Here is an 18,095-nt window from a genome sequence, read left to right as displayed (position 1 = left end):
CTGCTCACGCGGACTTGCCTTGGCCCGATCGGCCCCCAGTTCAGAGTTGAACCCCGACGGAGAACACCATGGACCTGACCGGACAGCCCGCCCCGACCATCGACCTGCCGCGCGATGGCGGCACCACCGTGAGCCTTGCGCAGATCGGCGGGCCCTGCGTCGTCTTCTTCTACCCCCGCGCAGACACACCGGGCTGCACCCGGGAGGCCGTGGAGTTCACCGACCGGATCGAGGAATTCGTCGCCGCCGGGGTCGCGATCCTGGGCGTGTCCAAGGATCCCGTCGCCAAGCAGGAGAAGTTCCGCGACAAGCACGGCCTGTCGGTGCCGTTGTTGTCGGATGCCGATGGCGACGTCTGCGAGCGCTACGGCACCTGGGTGGAAAAGAACATGTACGGCAAGAAGAGCATGGGCATCGAGCGATCCACCTTTCTGATCGACGGCACCGGCACCGTGGTGCGCGAGTGGCGCAAGGTGAAGGTGGACGGCCACGTGGACGAGGTTCTGGAGGCCGCCCGCGCCCTTTGACCTCTGCGCGGAGACGCGGACACAGCCCGCCGGCGCGCCTTTCGGTCGGGCCTGTAGAGAAGATCCGCACGGACCCGGCCGCCGGTTCCGCCCGCCTCTGCCCCCCGGGCGCAGCCGACCAAAATGGATTAGTCCGGTCGGAAAAGTCCAGACCTGAGCACGGGCCGCATCGGCCACGAATCGCCCCCTTGGGCAGGTTTTTGCCGAAACGCCATGGCCGCGGCGGGGTTTCCGCCGACCTTTAGCAAAAATGTTGCGAATACCCACAACGGCCGATAGGGACTTTCAAAAGCCGGGGTCTGGGACCCGGTTCTGCTGCCGGAAATGACAGCACGAGAGGACAGAAGTTGCTCACGACCAGGACTAACCTTGTAGGCGCCGCCCTGTCGCGCGCCTTCCCGGAAAGACGCCTTTTTCTACGCTCCGATACCGAAACCAGGTTCGTCCGGCTGACGCCTGCATCGCAGGCGCTGACCAGTGCCTGCGCGACCATCGTGCTGGGCTGGACCATACTGGCCTCGTCCATGATCCTCATGGACTCCGTCGGTTCCGGCCAGCTGCGCGACCATTCGGCGCGGGAGCAACGCACCTACGAAGACCGGCTCAACGCGATGAGCGAAGAGCGCGACGCCGCCCTGAAGGAGGCGCGCTCGGCCCAGGAACGTTTCGCCTCCGCGCTCGTCCAGGTCAGCGACATGCAATCCGAGCTTCTCGACTCAGAGACCCGACGTGAGGAGCTGGAGCGCGGGATGGGCGTGGCCTACGCCAATCTCAAGACCGCGATCCTGGAGCGCGACAGCGCCAAGGAAGAGGCCCAGTCCCTTGCCGCGCAGGTCGACGGCGACCCGGACGCCACCGCCGAGCTGGCCCGCATGGGCGAGTTCCAGTCCACCATCGACGTCCTTGCGAGCACGCTGGACGGGACCGCCCGCCAGCGCGACGAGATGGCGGCAGAGGCGATGGAGGCGGAGCAGTTCGCCGAAGAGATGATCCTGGAAGCGAAGCTGTCGGAGGACCGCAACGACCGGATATTCAACCAGCTGGAAGACGCGCTGGCGATCTCGGTCAAGCCGCTCGACAAGATGTTCCGGCAGGCAGGGCTGGACACCGACACTCTGCTCGACGCCGTGCGCCGCGATTACTCGGGCCAGGGCGGCCCGCTGACGCCGATCACCTTTTCCACCAAGGGCGCACCGCTCGATTCGGCCTCCCGCCGCGCCAACGGGATCATCGACCGTCTGGATCAGATGAACCTCTACCGGATCGCGGCGCAGAAGGCCCCGTTCGCGCTGCCGGTCAAGGACAACTTCCGCTTTACCAGCGGCTTCGGGCCGCGCTGGGGCCGGATGCACAACGGTTCCGATTTCGCCGGCCCCAAGGGCACGCCGATCTATGCCACAGCCGATGGCGTCGTGACTTATGCGGGACGTCTGTCGAGCTTCGGCAATTTCGTGCGGATCCAGCACGAATTCGGCATCGAGACGAGCTACGCCCACCAGTCCAAGCTGCGGGTCAAGGTCGGTCAAAGGGTCTCGCGCGGGGATCGTATCGGTGATATGGGCACGACCGGGCGGTCGACGGGCAATCACCTCCACTATGAGGTGCGCGTCGGCGGCGAGCCGGTCAACCCGATGACCTTCATCAAGGCAGCGCGCAATGTTTTCTAAGTCCAAGATCAACGAGCCCGGCCCCAAGCAGGGCGGTGAGGCCGCGACCAGACCTTCGAGCGAGAGTTCCATGAACGCACCCACGACCTCCACCGACACCGGATCGGGACCCAAGGCCAAGCCGCCGGCGTCGATCCTGTCGTCCGATCTCACGATCAAGGGCAACCTCAAGACCACCGGCGACATTCAGATCGAGGGCAACGTAGAGGGCGACATCCGCGCCCACCTGCTCACCGTCGGTGAGGGCGCCGTGGTCAAGGGAGAGGTCATGGCCGACGACGTGGTGGTGAACGGCCGGATCGTCGGTCGGGTACGCGGCCTCAAGGTGCGGCTGACATCCACGGCGCGGGTCGAGGGCGACATCATCCACAAGACCATCGCCATAGAAAGCGGCGCGCATTTCGAAGGCTCTGTCGCCCGTCGTGACGACCCGTTGAATACTCAGGGGGGACAGCCCCGCCCGGTGGCGGCCAGCGCCGCCTCCACCTCCTCCGCGTCCTCCGGCACCTCCGCCCCGTCGACCTCCGCCAGCGCGCTGGCGTCGTCCAAGGGCGACTGACCCGCGCCGAAGCGTCGGGGGCGGTCACCTGAGGCGTCCGTCCTGCGTCACGGCCCGGCGAATGCGCGCCCGCCCATCATGCTCAACGGCCGGCGGTCCTGCCTCCCCGCAAAACGGCGCTGCGCAGGGGCGGCGGCCCGCAGAAAGCCGGTGGAGAGTGGCTCGGCCCCGCCGCCGCCCCTCGACCGACATAGAGGGCGGCACCTCGCGCGACAGCGCTCCGTTCCGGCGGGCCGGCCGCCGCCTGTGTCCCGCCATCGGCTGCCGCCGCCGGACGCTGTGCCGGCGCGCCCTACCTGTGCGCCATGACCGCTCCGATCCTGCTTTCCACCGTCGGCTCTTTCGGCGACCTGTTCCCGGTCCTCGCCCTTGCCCATGCGCTGGAGGCCCGGGGACAGCCCGCCCGCCTGGCCCTGTCGCCCGAAGATGCCACGCGCGCGCGGACGCAGGGGCTCGACGCCATCGCATGCGGTCCGACAGAGGCGGACGTGTCCCGCCTGGCCGGGCTCGACCGCGACGCGCTGGCCCGACAGGTGTTTCGCGACCCGTCCCCGATCCTGACCAGCGCCACCTATCCGATGTTGGCCAGCCTCGCCGCCGACCTGGCCCCGGAGGCCACGCGCGCCCGCGCCGTCGCAGGCACGCTGCTGGCCATGGCCGCGCCGCTGGCCGCGGAACTGGCGGACCGCCCCTATATTCCTCTGCTGCTGCAACCGCTGCTGCTCAGATCCGCGCTTGACCCGCCGCGGGTTCCCGGCTTCGCGCCGCCTATGCTGCGGCGCCCGGACACGGCGGCGGCCCGTGCCTGGAACCGGCTCTGGTTGCGTGTCATCGACGCGGAGTTCCGCCGCCGCCATGGCCGCGACCAGGCGCGCGTCCGGCGTGAATTGGGCCTGCCGCCCACCCGTGCGGTGCCGGTCTTCGGCCATCCTGTCCCGCCCGTCGCGCAACTCGGCCTCTGGGATCCGGCGGTGGCGCCCGCGCCCGCAGACCGCGACGTACGCCTGACCGGCTTCCCGCGGCTGGCGCCAGAGGGGCTGCCCGGCCCGCTCGCCGCGTTTCTGGAGTCCGGTCCGCCGCCGCTGGTCGTGACGCTCGGATCGGTTTCCCACGCGCTCGGCGGCGATGGATTCTGGGCCGGCGCCGCAGCACTTGCCCGCGACGCGGGTCTCCGCGCGGTCCTTCTGTCCGGTGACGTGCCCCTGGCCCAGGCCGGCGACATCCACGCAACGCCCTATGCGCCGCACGATGCGCTCTTTCCTCACGCCGCCGCCGTGCTGCACCACGGCGGCATCGGCACCACCGGGGCCGCCTGTCTTGCCGGGATCCCGCAGCTGATCCAGCCGCTCGGCGCAGACCAGCCCGACAATGCCGCGCGGATCGAGGCGCTCGGCGTCGGTCGCGTCATCCGCGGTCCGGCCCAAGCGCGGCATGCCCTGCAGGACGTCCTGTCCACCGGCACCCGCGCCGCGGCCCGCGCCCTGGCGGCCCGCCTGATCCCCGATGGCGCCGACCAGGCGGCCGAGGCGCTCTTGCAGACCGTCGAAGCCCGCGTCCGCTAGGATCAGTCGTCGGCGCCGGCCTCCGCGCGGCTCATGCCGGACACGTCCATCGCCAAGGTGGCCGCCATGAACGCATCGAGGTCCCCGTTCAGAACCCCCTGGGTGTCGCTGGTTTCGACGCCGGTGCGCAGGTCCTTCACCATCTGATAGGGCTGCAGAACGTAGGACCGGATCTGGTTGCCCCAGCCGGCATCGCCCTTGGCGTCATGGGCCTCGTTGATGGCGGCGTTGCGGCGGTCCAGTTCCATCTGGTAGAGCCGCGATTTCAGTGCCTTCATGGCAATATCGCGGTTCTGGTGCTGCGACTTCTCCGAACTCGTCACGACGATGCCAGTCGGCGCGTGGGTGATCCGCACGGCAGAGTCGGTCGTGTTCACGTGCTGCCCGCCCGCGCCGCTGGAGCGGTAGGTGTCGATGCGGATGTCGGACGGGTTCACCTCGATCTCGATGTTGTCGTCCACCACCGGATAGACCCAGACCGACGAAAAGGACGTGTGCCGCCGCGCCGCGCTGTCGTAGGGGCTGATCCGCACCAGACGGTGCACGCCGCTCTCGGACTTCAGCCAGCCATAGGCATTGTGGCCGGTGATCTTGTAGGCGGCGGACTTGATCCCCGCCTCTTCGCCCGCGCTCTCGGACTGCAGCTCGACCTTGTAGCCCTTCTTCTCCGCCCAACGGACGTACATCCGCGCCAGCATCGCCGCCCAGTCGCAGCTCTCGGTTCCTCCAGCGCCCGAGTTGATCTCCAGGAACGTGTCGTTTCCATCCGCCTCGCCGTTCAGCAGCGCCTCGATTTCCGCCGCCTCGGCCCGGGCTTTGAGAGCCTTCAGCGCGGTCTCCGCCTCGCGCACGATATCGTCGTCGCCCTCGGCCTCTCCCATCTCGATGAGCTCGGCATTGTCGCGGAGTTCCTGCGCCATGCCGTCATGCCGTTCCAGCGCATCCACCAAAGCCTGACGCTCGCGCATCAAGGTCTGGGCATTGGCCGGATCGTCCCAGAGCGCGGGGTCCTCGACACGCGCATTGAACTCCTCCAGCCGGTAGGCCGCGGTCTCATGGTCCATCCGCTGACGCAGCAGCACCAGCGATTTCTCGATCGCCTCGACGGTGGCCTGGGTTTCTGAACGCATGGGTCGGCTCCCTCTATCCCGGCGCCTGCTCTATCAACCGTCCTGCAAGGGAACAAGCCGGCGACGCACCGCGCGGCCGGACCCGCGCCTCCCCCCGCGAGGAGCGACGCACCGCGCCCCCTGCCACGCCGCCCGCAACCTCATCTTTCCCGAAATATCCCGGGGGGCCTGCCGTCAGGCAGGCGGGGGCAGCGCCCCCTCGGCCCCCGGTTCTAGTACAGGCCTCCGGACGACAGCGTTCCGAAGGTCGCCTTCTTCTTGGGGATCGTTACTGTGCGTCCTGCGGCATTGCGCACCTGCTGCCCCGCCGTGCCGCCCCGATCCGCCGCGCTGAACAGAGGCAGATTGTCCCCCATCTGGAACCCGCCGTCGAAGGCCACGCCGAACATCGGCTCTTCTCCGAGACGGAAATACTCGGCCACGACATTGTCGCCGGACGCGTCATCGGACAGGCGCGCGCCGGTGAAACGGTCGATCTTGATGAACTGTCCGCCGGGCGGCACCTCGAACGGGCCGCCGCCGTATTTCTCCGTCGCCTTCGCCATGAAGCGGTTGAAGACCGGCGCGCACATGCCCCCGCCCGACGCCCGGGATCCCAGCGACCGCGGCTGGTCGAAGCCGATGTAGCAGCCCGCGGCGATGTTCGACGTGAAGCCCACGAACCACACGTCCTTTGCGTCGTTGGTCGTGCCGGTCTTCCCGGCCACCGGCACCGGCAGCGTCACCGCTCCCTTGGCCGTTCCGCGCTCGACCACGCCCTTCATCATCGAGGTCAGCTGATAGGCCGTGATCGGATCCATCACCCGCTCGCGGTTCGACCGGATCATCGGCGCGACGCCTGGCGCCAGACTGGCCGTCTGGCAGTCCACGCAGTCGCGCCGGTCGTGCTTGTAGACCGTCCGTCCGTAGCGGTCCTGCACCCGGTCCACCAGTGTCGGCTCTACCCGTTCGCCGCCATTGGCGAACATCGAATAGGCCGCGACCATCTTGTAGAGCGTCGTCTCCTCCGACCCCAGCGAGTTGGCCAGGAACCGTCCCATGTTGTCATAGACCCCGAAACGCTCGGCGTAGCGGGCGACCACGTCCATGCCGACCTCCTGAGCCAGCCGTACGGTCATCAGGTTGCGCGACTGCTCGATCCCGGTCCTGAGCGGCGCGGGACCGTAGAAGCGGTTGGAATAGTTCTTCGGGCGCCAGAGGCCCTGGGGCGTGTTGATCTCGATCGGCGCGTCCACCACGATCGTCGCCGGCGAGAAGCCCGAGTCCAGCGCCGCGGCATAGACGAACGGCTTGAAGGACGATCCCGGCTGTCGCGTCGCCTGGGTGGCGCGGTTGAACACCGAATGCTGGTATGAAAACCCGCCCTGCATCGCCAGAACCCGGCCGGTGTCCACGTCCATGGCCATGAACGCGCCCTCCACCTGGGGCACCTGCCGCAGGGACCAGCGGATCAGCGCGCCGGTCGCATCTTCGGTCATGCGCCGGACATGGACCACGTCGCCGACCTCGAAATTATCGGCGAAGGAGCCGCTGATCCAGGCGATATCCTCGCGCGGGATAGACTGTTCGCCCTCACCCTCGACGCCGACGCGCATGGAGGCGTCGCCGATCTCCAGAACCACGGCGGGAAACCATGTGTTCTCCAGACGGATATCGCGGGCCACATCCACGTCGCCCAGCGCGGCCTGCCAGTCGCCCAGCCGGTCGGCCGGGATCGTCTTGCCGGTGCCGCGCCAGCGGCCGATGCCGCGGTCGTACTCTTCCAGCGCCTGCTGCAGCGCCGCGGCCGCCACCTGCTGCAGTTCCGGGTCGATCGTGGCGCGCACGTTCAGCCCGCCGCTGAAGAATTCTCCCTCTCCGTAGTCCCGGCTAAGCTGGCGGCGGATCTCGTCGGTGAAATAGTCGCGGGGCGGGATCTCGTCGCGAAAGCTTTCCATGTCGCCGCCCTGCACCGTCCTGAGCGGTGCGATACGGGCCGTGCGGTACTGTTCCTCGGAGAGATATCCGTTCTCGAACATCTCCCGCAGCACGAAGTTGCGGCGACTGATGGCCCGCTCGGTCGCGCGGACCGGGTGATAGGTCGACGGCGCCTTGGGCAGGGCGGCCAGATAGGCGGCCTCCTGCGGTTCCAGCTCCGTCAGCGACTTGTTGAAGTAACTCTGCGCCGCGGCGGTCACGCCAAAGGAGTTCTGCCCCAGGAAGATCTCATTGAGGTAGAGTTCCAGGATCTTCTCCTTGGACAGCGTATCCTCGATCCGCGCAGCCAGGATCAGCTCCTTCACCTTGCGCTCCGCAGACCGTTCGCCGCCCAGAAGGAAATTCTTCATCACCTGCTGGGTGATCGTCGATGCGCCGCGCACCGCCCCACCCTTGGCCGCGTCCAGGGCGGCGGCCATCATGCCGCGCGGGTCGTAGCCCCGGTGGGTATAGAAATTCTTGTCCTCGGCCGAGATGAACGCCTGCTTGACCAGGTCGGGTATCTCCGCGGCCGGTGTGAACAGGCGCCGCTCCTCGGCGAATTCGTCGATGATCCGTCCCTCGGCGGAATAGATCCGGCTGATGGTCGGCGGCGTATAGCTGGCCAACTGCTCGGTGTCCGGCAAGTCGCTGGAATAGATCCAGAAGATCGCGCCGATGCTGAGCGCCATGGCCAGCGCGCCCAGCGTCAGGGTCGTGAAGAGTCCGCCGAAGACGGCAAGGATGGCACGGATCACCGGCGCGTCTCCCGTATGGCTGTGCTAGCGATGGGGTCTTCTACAGCGATTGGGCGCGGGACGCAAAAGCCATCGGCCGGGACATGCCGCCGCTGACGGTGCCGTGATCGCCGGCGCGGCAGACGGCCGCAGCGGTTCGCGCGGCTCATCGGCCCGGCGCCGCGTCGACGGACCCCAGCGCCAGCCGCGCGGGCGCCGCCGGTCCGCGGACCCTCCCCTCGCTGCGGGTTTCGGGGTCGAACAGGCTGTTCTGCGGCGCGCCCGATCGGGCGGCGAAATCGCCGGCGCTGGTGGGGGCAAGCTGCATCTTCAGAACGGCGCCCTGGGCTGTCCCCGTTGCCAGCCCCGCGGTTTCGATCCGCATGGGGCGGTCGAGATCCAGCACCAGCCGCGACCAGCCCTCTCGGACACGGTAGAATCGCAGATCGGAGACGATGTCGCTGTTCAGGACCTGCCGGAACGCGTCGGGCAACAGCGCAATCTCGCTGAAATCGAGCACCACGCGGCGCGGATCGTCCAGCGTATAGACCTGCCAGGGCACCGGCCGGGTCAGCGTCAACTCCACATGGAGATCGGAGCCAAAGTCCTCGATCCGGCTGGTCTCCGGTTCGACGCGGGCAAACCCACTCGACGGCATGGCCGTGTCGTTCCTTGGGGTTTGCGCCTCGGACGGCGCCAGCAGGACACCCAGGAGCAGTGCCCCGGATACCAGTCGTCGGAACTCCATCCGCCCTTGCCTCGAATATACTGCCTTGCGGGGTCTTGGCGCCCCTGATCTGCGACCACACTAGCAGCAAACGCGCCGGTTATGAAGGCAAATCAGCCTGCGCGGGCGGCCCATTCGGCCAGACGCTCCATGCCCTCGGCAATGTCGGCCGTCGATCCCGCGTAGGAAAACCGCAGCATGTCACCGCCCCGCGACGGGTCGAAATCTATCCCCGGCGTGACCGCGACGCCGGCCTCGTCCAGGATCCGTCCCGAAAGGCTGAGCGCGTCGGCGCCCAGATGCGACGCGTCCGCATAGACATAGAACGCGCCGTCCGGCGGTGCGAAGCGTGAGAACCCCGCCCGCGCCAGGCCGTCGACGACCAGCCGGCGATTGGCGGCATAGACGGACAGGTTGGCGTCGAGCTCATCGCGGCAGTCCATGGCGGCCAGCGCGGCGATCTGACTCGGATGGGGCGGACAGATGTAGAGGTTCTGCGCCAGACGCTCGACGGTGCGGAGGTGATCCGCCGGCACGACCATCCAGCCGACCCGCCAGCCGGTCATGGAAAAGTACTTGGAGAAGGAGTTGATCACATAGACATCGTCGCCCACCTCCAGCGCGCTGACGGCGGGCCGGTCGTATTCGATTCCGTGATAGATCTCGTCCGAGATCAGCGCGATCCCGGCGTCGCGGCAGCGCGCGACCAGGGCCGACAGGGACGGAGGGTCCAGCATGGTCCCCGCCGGGTTGCCTGGGCTGGCCAGGATCAGCCCTGCCAGATCGGCCCCCAGCGCCTCGGGCCGGGGCTGAAAGCGGTCCTCCAGCGTTGTCTCGATGCCCACCGGGCGCAGGCTCAGCGCCGACAGGATGTGGCGGTAGCTGGGATAGCCGGGCAGGCCCAGGCCGACCCGCTCTCCCGCCTCGAAAAGCGCGGTGAAGGCCAGCACGAACCCCGCCGACGCCCCGGAGGTCACGATCACGCGGGCGGGGTCCAGGTCCACGCCGTGCCGGGCGCGATAGTGCCGGGCGATCCGCGCCCGCAGCGCCGGCAGACCCAGGGCCACCGTATAGCCCAGCGAACCGCCCGCCATGGCCTCCGCCACCGCGGTCCGCGCGCCGAGGGGCGCGGGCGTGCCCGGCTGGCCGACCTCCATGTGGATCACCCGCCGTCCCGCCGCCTCCGCCGCGCGGGCCTTTTCCATCACGTCCATCACGATGAACGGATCCACCGCGCCCCGCGCCGACAGCCGCATGTCGTTCTCTCCCCGCCTTCCCGATACGGCGCCTGACTGCGCCCGGTACGCGGCGGCGTCAACATCGCGGCACCGCGAACGCCGCGGTCACCCGGCGAGACCCTTCACGGTTTGGCGCGACGTCAAGCCGCGCCCCCGCGACGTGTCCGGCGCGTGGCGACATGGCCCCATGGGATCGGCGCGGACAGGGCTGCCAGCGGCCCGGGCCCCCCGGACACGGCGCGATCGCGGCGCGGCGGGCCTGTTGCGATGTCGATGAGGCGGACAGCGCGGGGGTCCGACCCGGCCCGTTTGCCCGGCGCGCAAACGCGCTAGCTCCTTGCAAGACCCAAGACGGAGACGTGACAGATGACCGACCGCCGCAGCCTTGCCGCCGGGAACTGGAAGATGAACGGCACCGCCGCCGCCCTGTCGGAGCTCGACGCGCTGATCGCCGCGCATGGTGACACCCGGTCGGAGCTTCTCCTCTGCCCTCCCCATACGCTGGTGGAGCGGATGGCGCGCGCCGCGGATGGCTCCGCGCTCGGCGTCGGCGGACAGGATTGCCACTGGGAGGAGACCGGCGCCCATACCGGCGATGTCTCCGCCGCGATGCTGAAGGATGCCGGCGCCACCCATGTCATCCTGGGCCATTCCGAACGCCGCGCCGACCATGCCGAGACCGACCGCATGGTTCGCGACAAATGTGACGCCGCCTGGGCGGCGGGGCTGACGGCCATCGTCTGCGTCGGTGAAACCCTGGCCGAACGCGAAAGCTCGAACACGCTGCAGATCATCCGCGGACAGATCGCCGGGTCCCTGCCCGATCAGGCCACGGGCCATAACCTCGTCATCGCCTATGAGCCGGTCTGGGCCATCGGCACCGGCAAGGTGCCCACTACGGATGAGATCGGGGAAGTGCATTCCGACATCCGCAGCACGCTGGAACGACGCTTCGGCGCCGGCGTGGCCAAGTCGGTCCGGATCCTCTACGGCGGATCGGTGAAGCCCGACAACGCGTCGGAGATCTTCGCGGTCGAGAACGTGGACGGCGCGCTGGTCGGCGGCGCCTCTCTCAAGGCGGCCGATTTCGGCGGCATCGTCAGGGCGCTCGACGGCGCCTGACGATCGGCAGGGGCGGCAACGCGGCTCTGCCCCCTCCCCCGCACCGACCCGAAACCCTGCCGCGACTAGCGTCGGGCCGCTGCGATCCGCACGCGGCTCAGGCCGGATCCGGGCTGCGCCGGCGCCGAGGTCCAGCCGCCGGACGCGCGCGCGTCGTCGGCCGACCCGGCACCGCCATCTCAGTCGTCCCGGTGCACCTTTTCGCGGCGCTCATGGCGTTCCTGGGCCTCCAGGCTCAGGGTCGCGATGGGACGCGCATCAAGCCGCTTGAGCGAGATCGGCTCACCCGTCACCTCGCAATAGCCGTATTCGCCGTTGTCGATCCGGCGCAGCGCGGAATCGATCTTGGCCACCAGCTTGCGCTGACGGTCGCGGGTCCGCAGTTCGATGGATCGATCGGTCTCTTCGCTGGCGCGGTCGGCCATGTCGGGGATGTTGCGGGTGCCGTCCTGAAGACCCTCGATGGTGGAGCGACCCTCATCGAGAAGCTCATGTCTCCAGTCAGTCAGCTTGCGCCGGAAGTATTCGAGCTGACGCTCGTTCATGAACGGTTCGTCCTCTGCGGGACGGTAATCGTCCGGTAGGAAGGTTTCGACCTTCATCAATTGTCACTCCCCAGTAACTGTCCCGTATCCCGGTCTGTCGTGGTCTTGGGCGGGCGCATATCCGATGGGCCCCGACTTGTCACGCACCATCTGGCAAGGCTTGTGCCCGTCTCGGCCCATGCCTAAGGTCGCGCCCGACCGGACCTTCCCGACAGGATCAAGATGCAGTTCAGCTCGACCGACGGCTATGTCGCCACAGACGATCTGGAGATCGCGGTCAACGCCGCGATCACGCTGGAACGCCCGCTTCTGGTGAAGGGCGAGCCCGGAACCGGCAAGACCGAACTGGCCCGTCAGGTGAGCCTGTCGCTGGGCCTGCCGATGATCGAATGGCACGTGAAATCGACTACCCGCGCGCAGCAGGGGCTTTACGAATACGATGCCGTCAGCCGGCTCCGCGACAGCCAACTGGGCGATGAGCGGGTCCACGACGTGGCGAACTACATTCGCCGCGGCAAGCTCTGGGAGGCGTTCGAGCGCACCGCCGATCAGGGCCGCTGCGTGCTCCTCATCGACGAGATCGACAAGGCCGATATCGAGTTTCCCAACGACCTGCTGCAAGAGCTCGACCGGATGGAGTTCCACGTCTACGAGACCGGCCAGACCGTCCGCGCCGGCTTGCGCCCGATCGTCATCATCACCTCGAACAACGAAAAGGAGCTGCCGGACGCCTTCCTGCGCCGCTGCTTCTTCCACTACATCCGGTTTCCCGACATGGAGACGCTCAAGCGGATCGTCGCGGTGCACCACCCGGGGATCAAGGACGCGCTGCTGACCACCGCGCTGACCCAGTTCTACGAGATCCGCGACCAGCAGGGGCTGAAGAAGAAGCCCTCGACCTCGGAGGTGATCGACTGGCTCAAGCTGCTGCTGGCAGAGGATCTGACGCCGGAAGACCTCAGGCGCGACGGTGCCGACGCGTTGCCGAAGCTGCACGGCGCGCTGCTGAAGAACGAGCAGGACGTGCATCTGTTCGAGCGCCTGGCCTTCATGGCCCGCCGCCAGAGGGGCTGACGGACCGGGGCATCCGCGCCGACGGAATGATGCGCCATGCCGCATGTACGAAGGTGGTCGCCCGCTAGAGCGACCGGTATGGCGAATGCCTTGCCGCAGGAGACCGCGTCGCAGATGATCATTCGGCCGCGTCTCGCGCGCGCCCGCTTGCGCGACCGTCTCCTTTTGATCCGGTCCCCGCGGGCCGGGGAGCATCAGCGGGACCCGGCACGATCCATCCGCAGATCTGGGAGGGACCGTTGCATCCATGGATTCGGACAGAGGTCGAACGCCCTGGCCAGCCCCCGACCGGGCAGTGACCCCCACCGGGCTGCCCAACGACGAGGGGGCTGGCGACGACCGCCGGCAAGGCCCCGCCGACCCCGGCAACAAACCGCTGGCCGGATCGGCGGCCGGGCCCTATAGGCGGCGCATCGCAGCAGGAGGCGCCACCGGCCCCTCCGCAGAGGACTGCCGCCCGTGATCCGCGCCCTGACACCCCACGACCGAACCGCCTGGACCCGCCTCTGGCGCGCGTTCCTGGTGTCTTGCAAGACCGACCTTCCCGATGAGATCTACGCCGCCCAATGGGCGCGGCTGATGGACGGCCACCCCGCTGCCGGCCGCTTGGCCGTGCGCGACGGCCGCCCCGTGGGCCTGGTGCATTTCATCGTCCACACCCACGGATGGATGGCGCCACCGGTCTGCTACCTGCAGGATCTCTATGTCTGCGCGGACTCGCGCGGCCTGGGAATAGGGCGCCGGCTGGTCGATACGGTGCGCGAAGAGGCCGAAACGCTCGGCGCGGCCGACCTGCGCTGGCTGCGCCGCCGGCCGGAGCCCCGCTGGCGCCATGTCCCCGGCGGTCCGCTGGCCGGCCTGCTGGGCGACGCCCGCCTCTGAGGGCGCGTGCAACCTGCCGCCTGGCCGGGGCGCGGCATCGCCCCGTGACGCGGGCGGACCGCCGGCGGGCGCGGACAAGCCGCAGCGACCCGCTTCGTGTCGCCGCAAATATCGCGGTCCGCGAATACCCTGGCTCTGTCGGACGGTGCTGCGGCGTCACCTTCGAGTCGCATCAGGATCAACTTTCGGCAGGGCCGCCCCAAGACCGGTTGGCATTCCGCTCCGGGTAGGATTCAATGCCGCGGATGCGAAACCTCGCCCTCCTTACGGCTGCCCTCCTGGCGCTGTCCGCCTGCGGCACGCCCGACGCGCCGCCGCAGCGCCGCGCGACCGGAGAGATGGCGCCGTTGCCGCCCATGAAGGTCTTCGCCGGACCGCAGGTGACCCGTCCGGCACGTCCCAACCCCGAGATCGCGCGGGATTTCCTGGATCTGACCTTCATGCTTGAGTCGGGCCGCGCGCTGCCGGTCATGACCCGCTTCGAGGGGCCGATCGCCCTGCGCGTCCTGGGGCCCGCGCCCGCCAGCCTTGAGGGCGACCTGGCGCGGCTTCTGGCCCGCTTCCGAACCGAGGCCGGGATCGACATCGCCAGAACCCCGGCCGCGGACCGCGCCAACATCACCGTAGAGGTCGTTCCCCGCGCCACGCTCCAGCGCGCCGTGCCGGAGGCCGCCTGCTTCGTCGTGCCCCGCGTGACCTCCTGGGGCGACTTCATGGCCAATCGGCGCAGCGGGGCGCTCGACTGGAGCACCCTGCGCACGCGTGACACCGTGGCCGTCTTCATCCCCGGCGACGTGCCCCCCCAGGAGGTGCGGGATTGCCTGCATGAGGAACTGGCGCAGGCGCTGGGACCGCTCAACGACCTCTACCGCCTGACCGATTCCGTGTTCAACGACGACAACTTCCATACCGTGCTGACCGGCTTCGACATGCTGATCCTGCGCGCCACCTACGCGCCCGAGCTGCGCTCCGGCATGAGCCGGTCGGACGTGGCCGCGCGCCTGCCCGCGATCCTGGCGCGGCTGAACCCGGCCGGCGCGGGCCGGGGCGCCGCACCCCGGCCGCCGACCAGCCGGGCCTGGATCGACGAGATCGAGCGCGCGCTCGGCCCCCGGGGTCGGCCGGCCGCCCGCAAGCGCGCTGCCCGCCGCGCCGTCGCGATCGCGCGCGCGGGCGGCTGGAACGACAACCGCCTTGCGTTCTCACTGTTTGCGCTGGCACGGCTGTCGCTGGACGGCAATGACGACGTGGCGCTGGCGGCGTTCCTGGAAGCGGCCAGCATCTACGCCCGCGACCCGGCCACGTCGGTCCACGGCGCCCATATCGCCGTGCAGCTGGCCGCCTTCGCGCTATCCTCCGGCCAGCCGCAATCGGCGCTGGCCATCGTCGACGCCAATACGCCCGCCGTGGTCGCGGCGGAGAACGCGTCGCTCCTGTCCACGCTGCTCATGATCAAGGCGACCGCGCTGAGGGACCTGGGCCGCAGGACCGAATCCGACCGTCTGCGCGCCGACGCCCTGGGCTGGGCGCGCTACGGCTACGGCGACCCCCGCGAGGTGCTGCGACGCGCCGATGAGATCGCGGCGATCGCACCCATTCCAGCGGAGCCTGCATCATGATCGTACTTGCCGGATTGCTCATCGGCGCCGTTCTCGGCGCGCGGCTGGCCAGGCGCCATGGCGGCACGCGGGCCGACATGGTTCAGTACGCCCTGGCCTGCGCGATCGCCGGGACCCTGGGCGGGCTGGTGGCGACCATCGTCATCGAGAACCTGGCCACCTGATGTTTCTCCCCTTCTTCGAAGAACTTCGCCGCCACCGCGTCCCGACCTCCCTCCGCGAATTCCTGGACTTCCTGGCTGCGCTCCGGGCGGGACTGGTCACCTATGACGTGGATGCGTTCTACCACGTCGCCCGCACCGCCCTGGTCAAGGACGAGCGTCATATAGACCGGTTCGATCAGGCCTTCGCGGCGGCGTTCCGTGGCGTGGAGGCGATCCCGGATGCCGCCGTGGTCGAGGCCATGGACCTGCCCGAGGACTGGCTGCGCAAGATGGCCGAAAAGCACCTGAGCCCGGAAGAGCGCGCCGGGATAGAGGCGATGGGCGGGTTCGACAAGCTGATGGAGACGCTGCGCGCGCGTCTGAAGGAACAGCAGGCGCGCCACCAGGGCGGGTCGAAATGGATCGGCACCGCGGGCACGTCTCCGTTCGGGGCCTATGGCTACAATCCCGAAGGCGTGCGCATCGGGCAGGACGGCTCTCGCCACCGCCGCGCGATCAAGGTCTGGGACAAGCGGGAGTTCCGCGATTTCGAGGACGACCGGGAGATCGGCACCCGCAACATCAAGGTCGCGCTGAAGCGCCTGCGCCGCTGGGCCCGCGACGGCGCGCACGAGGAACTCGACCTGCCGTCGACCATCCGCGCGACGGCGTCGAACGGCTATCTCGACGTCAAGACCCGCCCCGAACGGCGCAACGCCGTCCGTGTCCTGCTGTTTCTGGACGTGGGCGGGTCCATGGACGATCACGTGAAAGTGGTCTCCGACCTCTTTTCCGCCGCCAGGTCGGAATTCCGGCACCTCGAGCAGGTCTATTTCCACAACTGCCTGTACGAAGGTGTCTGGCGCGACAACAGCCGACGCTGGACAGAGCAGGTGCCGACCTGGGACATCCTGCGCACCTACGGTCCCGAATGGCGCTGCATCTTCGTCGGCGACGCGGCCATGAGCCCCTATGAGATCGCCATGCCGGGCGGGGCGAACGAGCACTGGAACGCGGAGGCCGGCCATGTCTGGCTGGCCCGCGCGCGCGACCAGTGGCCGGCGCATCTGTGGATCAACCCGGTGCAGGAGACCGCCTGGGGCTACACGCAGTCCACGCAGATGGTGCAGGAGATCTTCGGCGCCGACAGGATGGTTCCGATGACGCTGGACGGGCTGACACGGGGCATGAAGCTGCTGACGTGAACCGCGGGTTGCTGGATGAAGGATCGGCCGGGACCGGACCTGCCGCCGGGCATCGCAGAGCGACGGCGGCGCTGCGGAACAGGACCGGCCCCCTGGCGTTTCCGGACCGACCCATTCACACCACAGGGAGACAGTGATGATCAAGAAAACCGGATCCGCCAACTGGAAAGGCAGCCTGAAAGAAGGCACCGGCACCGTGAGCACCCAGACCGGCGTGCTCGACCAGGCCAACTACGGGTTCAAGTCGCGGTTCGAGGGCGGGACCAACACCAACCCCGAAGAGCTGATCGGCGCGGCCCATGCGGCCTGCTACTCCATGGCGCTGTCGATGATCCTGGGCCAGCACGACCTGGAGGCGTCCAGCATCGACACCAAGGCGACGGTGAGCCTGGAAGAGGTGGATGGCGGGTTTGCGATCACCAAGATTCATCTCGACGTCACCGCCTCGATCCCCGACGCGACCGACGAGCAATTCAGGGAGGCGACGCAGGCCGCCAAGGAGGGCTGCCCGGTCTCCAAGGTGCTGGCCGGCGCCGACATCACGATGGATGCGAAGATGGCCTGAGCCCGGCGGCCGCCGGCCAGGTTCGCGCCGCTTCCGCCTTCGGGCGGGGGCGGCCTTTTTCGTGAGCGGACCGAAACGGCGGCCGCATTGCGCCCGCCCTGTCCCGGCCCCATCTTCCGGTCATGTTGAAGTTCACACCGATCCTTCTGGCGATCCTCTACGGGCTGGCGATGTATCGCTTTTCGGCCTGGCGCACGGCGCGGGAGCTCGACGCGAAATCCACCGAACTCGCCGATGGACGTCTGCGGGCGCTGTGCGACCGGATGGCCCAGGCGCTCGATCTGGAACGGATCCGCGTGCATATCTATGAGGTCGCGCCGGTCAACGGGCTGGCCGCTCCGGACGGGCGGATCTTCATCACGCGCGGGTTCTACGATCGCTACCGGGCGGGCGCGGTGAGCGCGGAGGAGCTCGCCAGCGTCATCGCACACGAGCTGGGCCACGTGGCCCTGGGGCATTCGCGGCGGCGGATGATCGACTTTTCGGGGCAGAACGCGCTGCGGACCGCGCTGGCCATGGTGCTGGGGCGGCTCATCCCCGGTGTCGGCCTGCTCATCGCAAATGCGCTTGCGACGCTTCTGGCGGCGCGCCTGTCGCGCTCCGACGAGTATGAGGCCGACGCCTACGCGACCGCGCTGCTCATCAAGGCCGGTATCGGGGCCGGGGCGCAGAAGTCCCTGTTCGGCAAGCTCGACCGGCTGACCGGCGCGAACGGGGCGGCAGCGCCGGCCTGGATGATGAGCCACCCCGACAGCGCGGACCGGATCGCGGCGATCGAGGCCAACGAACGCGCCTGGCTGGGCGGCTGAGGGGGCGGGGGGGGGCTGAGGGGGCGCT

Annotated in this window: 17 protein-coding genes; 12 read left to right on the top strand and 5 right to left on the bottom strand. The window is 68.7% G+C overall.

Translation table 11 applies throughout. The features are described 5' to 3' along the window. The first annotated feature begins 68 nt into the window (after nucleotides 1-68). The 4 genes from KW83_RS08475 to KW83_RS08460 all read left to right on the top strand — a co-directional run bounded on the left by KW83_RS08475 (nucleotide 69) and on the right by KW83_RS08460 (nucleotide 4,315). On the top strand, nucleotides 69-527 hold the full coding sequence (locus KW83_RS08475) for a peroxiredoxin (RefSeq protein WP_036177313.1): 459 nt from the start codon (nucleotides 69-71) through the stop codon (nucleotides 525-527). A gap of 347 nt (nucleotides 528-874) precedes the next feature. Next, nucleotides 875-2,194, top strand: a complete 1,320-nt coding sequence (locus tag KW83_RS08470; protein WP_200879672.1) for a M23 family metallopeptidase — start codon at nucleotides 875-877, stop codon at nucleotides 2,192-2,194. After that, a complete protein-coding gene (locus KW83_RS08465) occupies nucleotides 2,184-2,753 on the top strand; it encodes a bactofilin family protein (RefSeq protein ID WP_036177312.1) in 570 nt (189 codons plus the stop codon). The genes KW83_RS08470 and KW83_RS08465 overlap by 11 nt, the downstream gene beginning before the upstream one ends. A gap of 305 nt (nucleotides 2,754-3,058) precedes the next feature. After that, nucleotides 3,059-4,315, top strand: a complete 1,257-nt coding sequence (locus tag KW83_RS08460) for a glycosyltransferase (RefSeq protein ID WP_036177310.1) — start codon at nucleotides 3,059-3,061, stop codon at nucleotides 4,313-4,315. Nucleotides 4,316-4,317: 2 nt separating this feature from the next. Here KW83_RS08460 and prfB read toward each other — a convergent pair whose 3' ends face one another. The 4 genes from prfB to KW83_RS08440 form a co-directional block, all read right to left on the bottom strand. Further along, entirely contained in the window at nucleotides 4,318-5,445 is a 1,128-nt protein-coding gene (prfB, locus tag KW83_RS08455; RefSeq protein ID WP_036177309.1) for a peptide chain release factor 2, read from the bottom strand. Between the two features lie 212 nt (nucleotides 5,446-5,657). Then, nucleotides 5,658-8,159 carry a penicillin-binding protein 1A gene (locus KW83_RS08450; RefSeq protein ID WP_036177307.1) on the bottom strand — a complete coding sequence of 834 codons (2,502 nt, stop codon included), beginning with the start codon at nucleotides 8,157-8,159 and terminating at the stop codon, nucleotides 5,658-5,660. A 145-nt stretch (nucleotides 8,160-8,304) separates the two neighbouring features. Further along, nucleotides 8,305-8,886, bottom strand: coding sequence for an AMIN domain-containing protein (locus KW83_RS08445; protein WP_081904521.1), 582 nt, complete (start codon nucleotides 8,884-8,886; stop codon nucleotides 8,305-8,307). Between the two features lie 92 nt (nucleotides 8,887-8,978). Continuing rightward, nucleotides 8,979-10,121 carry a pyridoxal phosphate-dependent aminotransferase gene (locus KW83_RS08440; RefSeq protein WP_036177306.1) on the bottom strand — a complete coding sequence of 381 codons (1,143 nt, stop codon included), beginning with the start codon at nucleotides 10,119-10,121 and terminating at the stop codon, nucleotides 8,979-8,981. A gap of 348 nt (nucleotides 10,122-10,469) precedes the next feature. Between KW83_RS08440 and tpiA the strand changes: the two genes are divergently transcribed. Next, nucleotides 10,470-11,225 carry a triose-phosphate isomerase gene (gene tpiA / locus KW83_RS08435; protein WP_036177304.1) on the top strand — a complete coding sequence of 252 codons (756 nt, stop codon included), beginning with the start codon at nucleotides 10,470-10,472 and terminating at the stop codon, nucleotides 11,223-11,225. A gap of 179 nt (nucleotides 11,226-11,404) precedes the next feature. Here tpiA and dksA read toward each other — a convergent pair whose 3' ends face one another. Then, nucleotides 11,405-11,827 (bottom strand): RNA polymerase-binding protein DksA, encoded by a 423-nt coding sequence (gene dksA, locus KW83_RS08430; RefSeq protein WP_036177301.1) that lies wholly within the window; start codon nucleotides 11,825-11,827, stop codon nucleotides 11,405-11,407. Nucleotides 11,828-11,992: 165 nt separating this feature from the next. Between dksA and KW83_RS08425 the strand changes: the two genes are divergently transcribed. The 7 genes from KW83_RS08425 (at nucleotide 11,993) to KW83_RS08400 (ending at nucleotide 18,067) form a co-directional block, all read left to right on the top strand. Then, entirely contained in the window at nucleotides 11,993-12,844 is an 852-nt protein-coding gene (locus KW83_RS08425) for an AAA family ATPase (protein WP_036177299.1), read from the top strand. Nucleotides 12,845-13,303: 459 nt separating this feature from the next. Beyond that, nucleotides 13,304-13,726: a GNAT family N-acetyltransferase gene (locus tag KW83_RS08420; RefSeq protein WP_051928368.1), complete on the top strand. Its 423-nt coding sequence runs from the start codon at nucleotides 13,304-13,306 to the stop codon at nucleotides 13,724-13,726. A gap of 245 nt (nucleotides 13,727-13,971) precedes the next feature. Beyond that, nucleotides 13,972-15,345 carry a DUF2927 domain-containing protein gene (locus KW83_RS08415; protein ID WP_036177433.1) on the top strand — a complete coding sequence of 458 codons (1,374 nt, stop codon included), beginning with the start codon at nucleotides 13,972-13,974 and terminating at the stop codon, nucleotides 15,343-15,345. Continuing rightward, on the top strand, nucleotides 15,342-15,509 hold the full coding sequence (locus tag KW83_RS21130) for a hypothetical protein (protein WP_200879671.1): 168 nt from the start codon (nucleotides 15,342-15,344) through the stop codon (nucleotides 15,507-15,509). Before KW83_RS08415 ends, KW83_RS21130 begins: the two co-directional genes overlap by 4 nt. Beyond that, nucleotides 15,509-16,693, top strand: a complete 1,185-nt coding sequence (locus KW83_RS08410) for a vWA domain-containing protein (protein WP_036177296.1) — start codon at nucleotides 15,509-15,511, stop codon at nucleotides 16,691-16,693. Before KW83_RS21130 ends, KW83_RS08410 begins: the two co-directional genes overlap by 1 nt. A gap of 136 nt (nucleotides 16,694-16,829) precedes the next feature. Continuing rightward, entirely contained in the window at nucleotides 16,830-17,258 is a 429-nt protein-coding gene (locus KW83_RS08405; protein WP_036177294.1) for an OsmC family protein, read from the top strand. 122 nt (nucleotides 17,259-17,380) lie between these two features. Continuing rightward, on the top strand, nucleotides 17,381-18,067 hold the full coding sequence (locus tag KW83_RS08400; protein ID WP_036177292.1) for a M48 family metallopeptidase: 687 nt from the start codon (nucleotides 17,381-17,383) through the stop codon (nucleotides 18,065-18,067). Nucleotides 18,068-18,095: the final 28 nt, after the last annotated feature.

The organism is Palleronia rufa (assembly GCF_000743715.1).
Classification (GTDB): domain Bacteria; phylum Pseudomonadota; class Alphaproteobacteria; order Rhodobacterales; family Rhodobacteraceae; genus Palleronia; species Palleronia rufa.
Note: the sequence above shows the minus strand (reverse complement) of the source record. Positions and strands in the feature narration are given on the sequence as shown.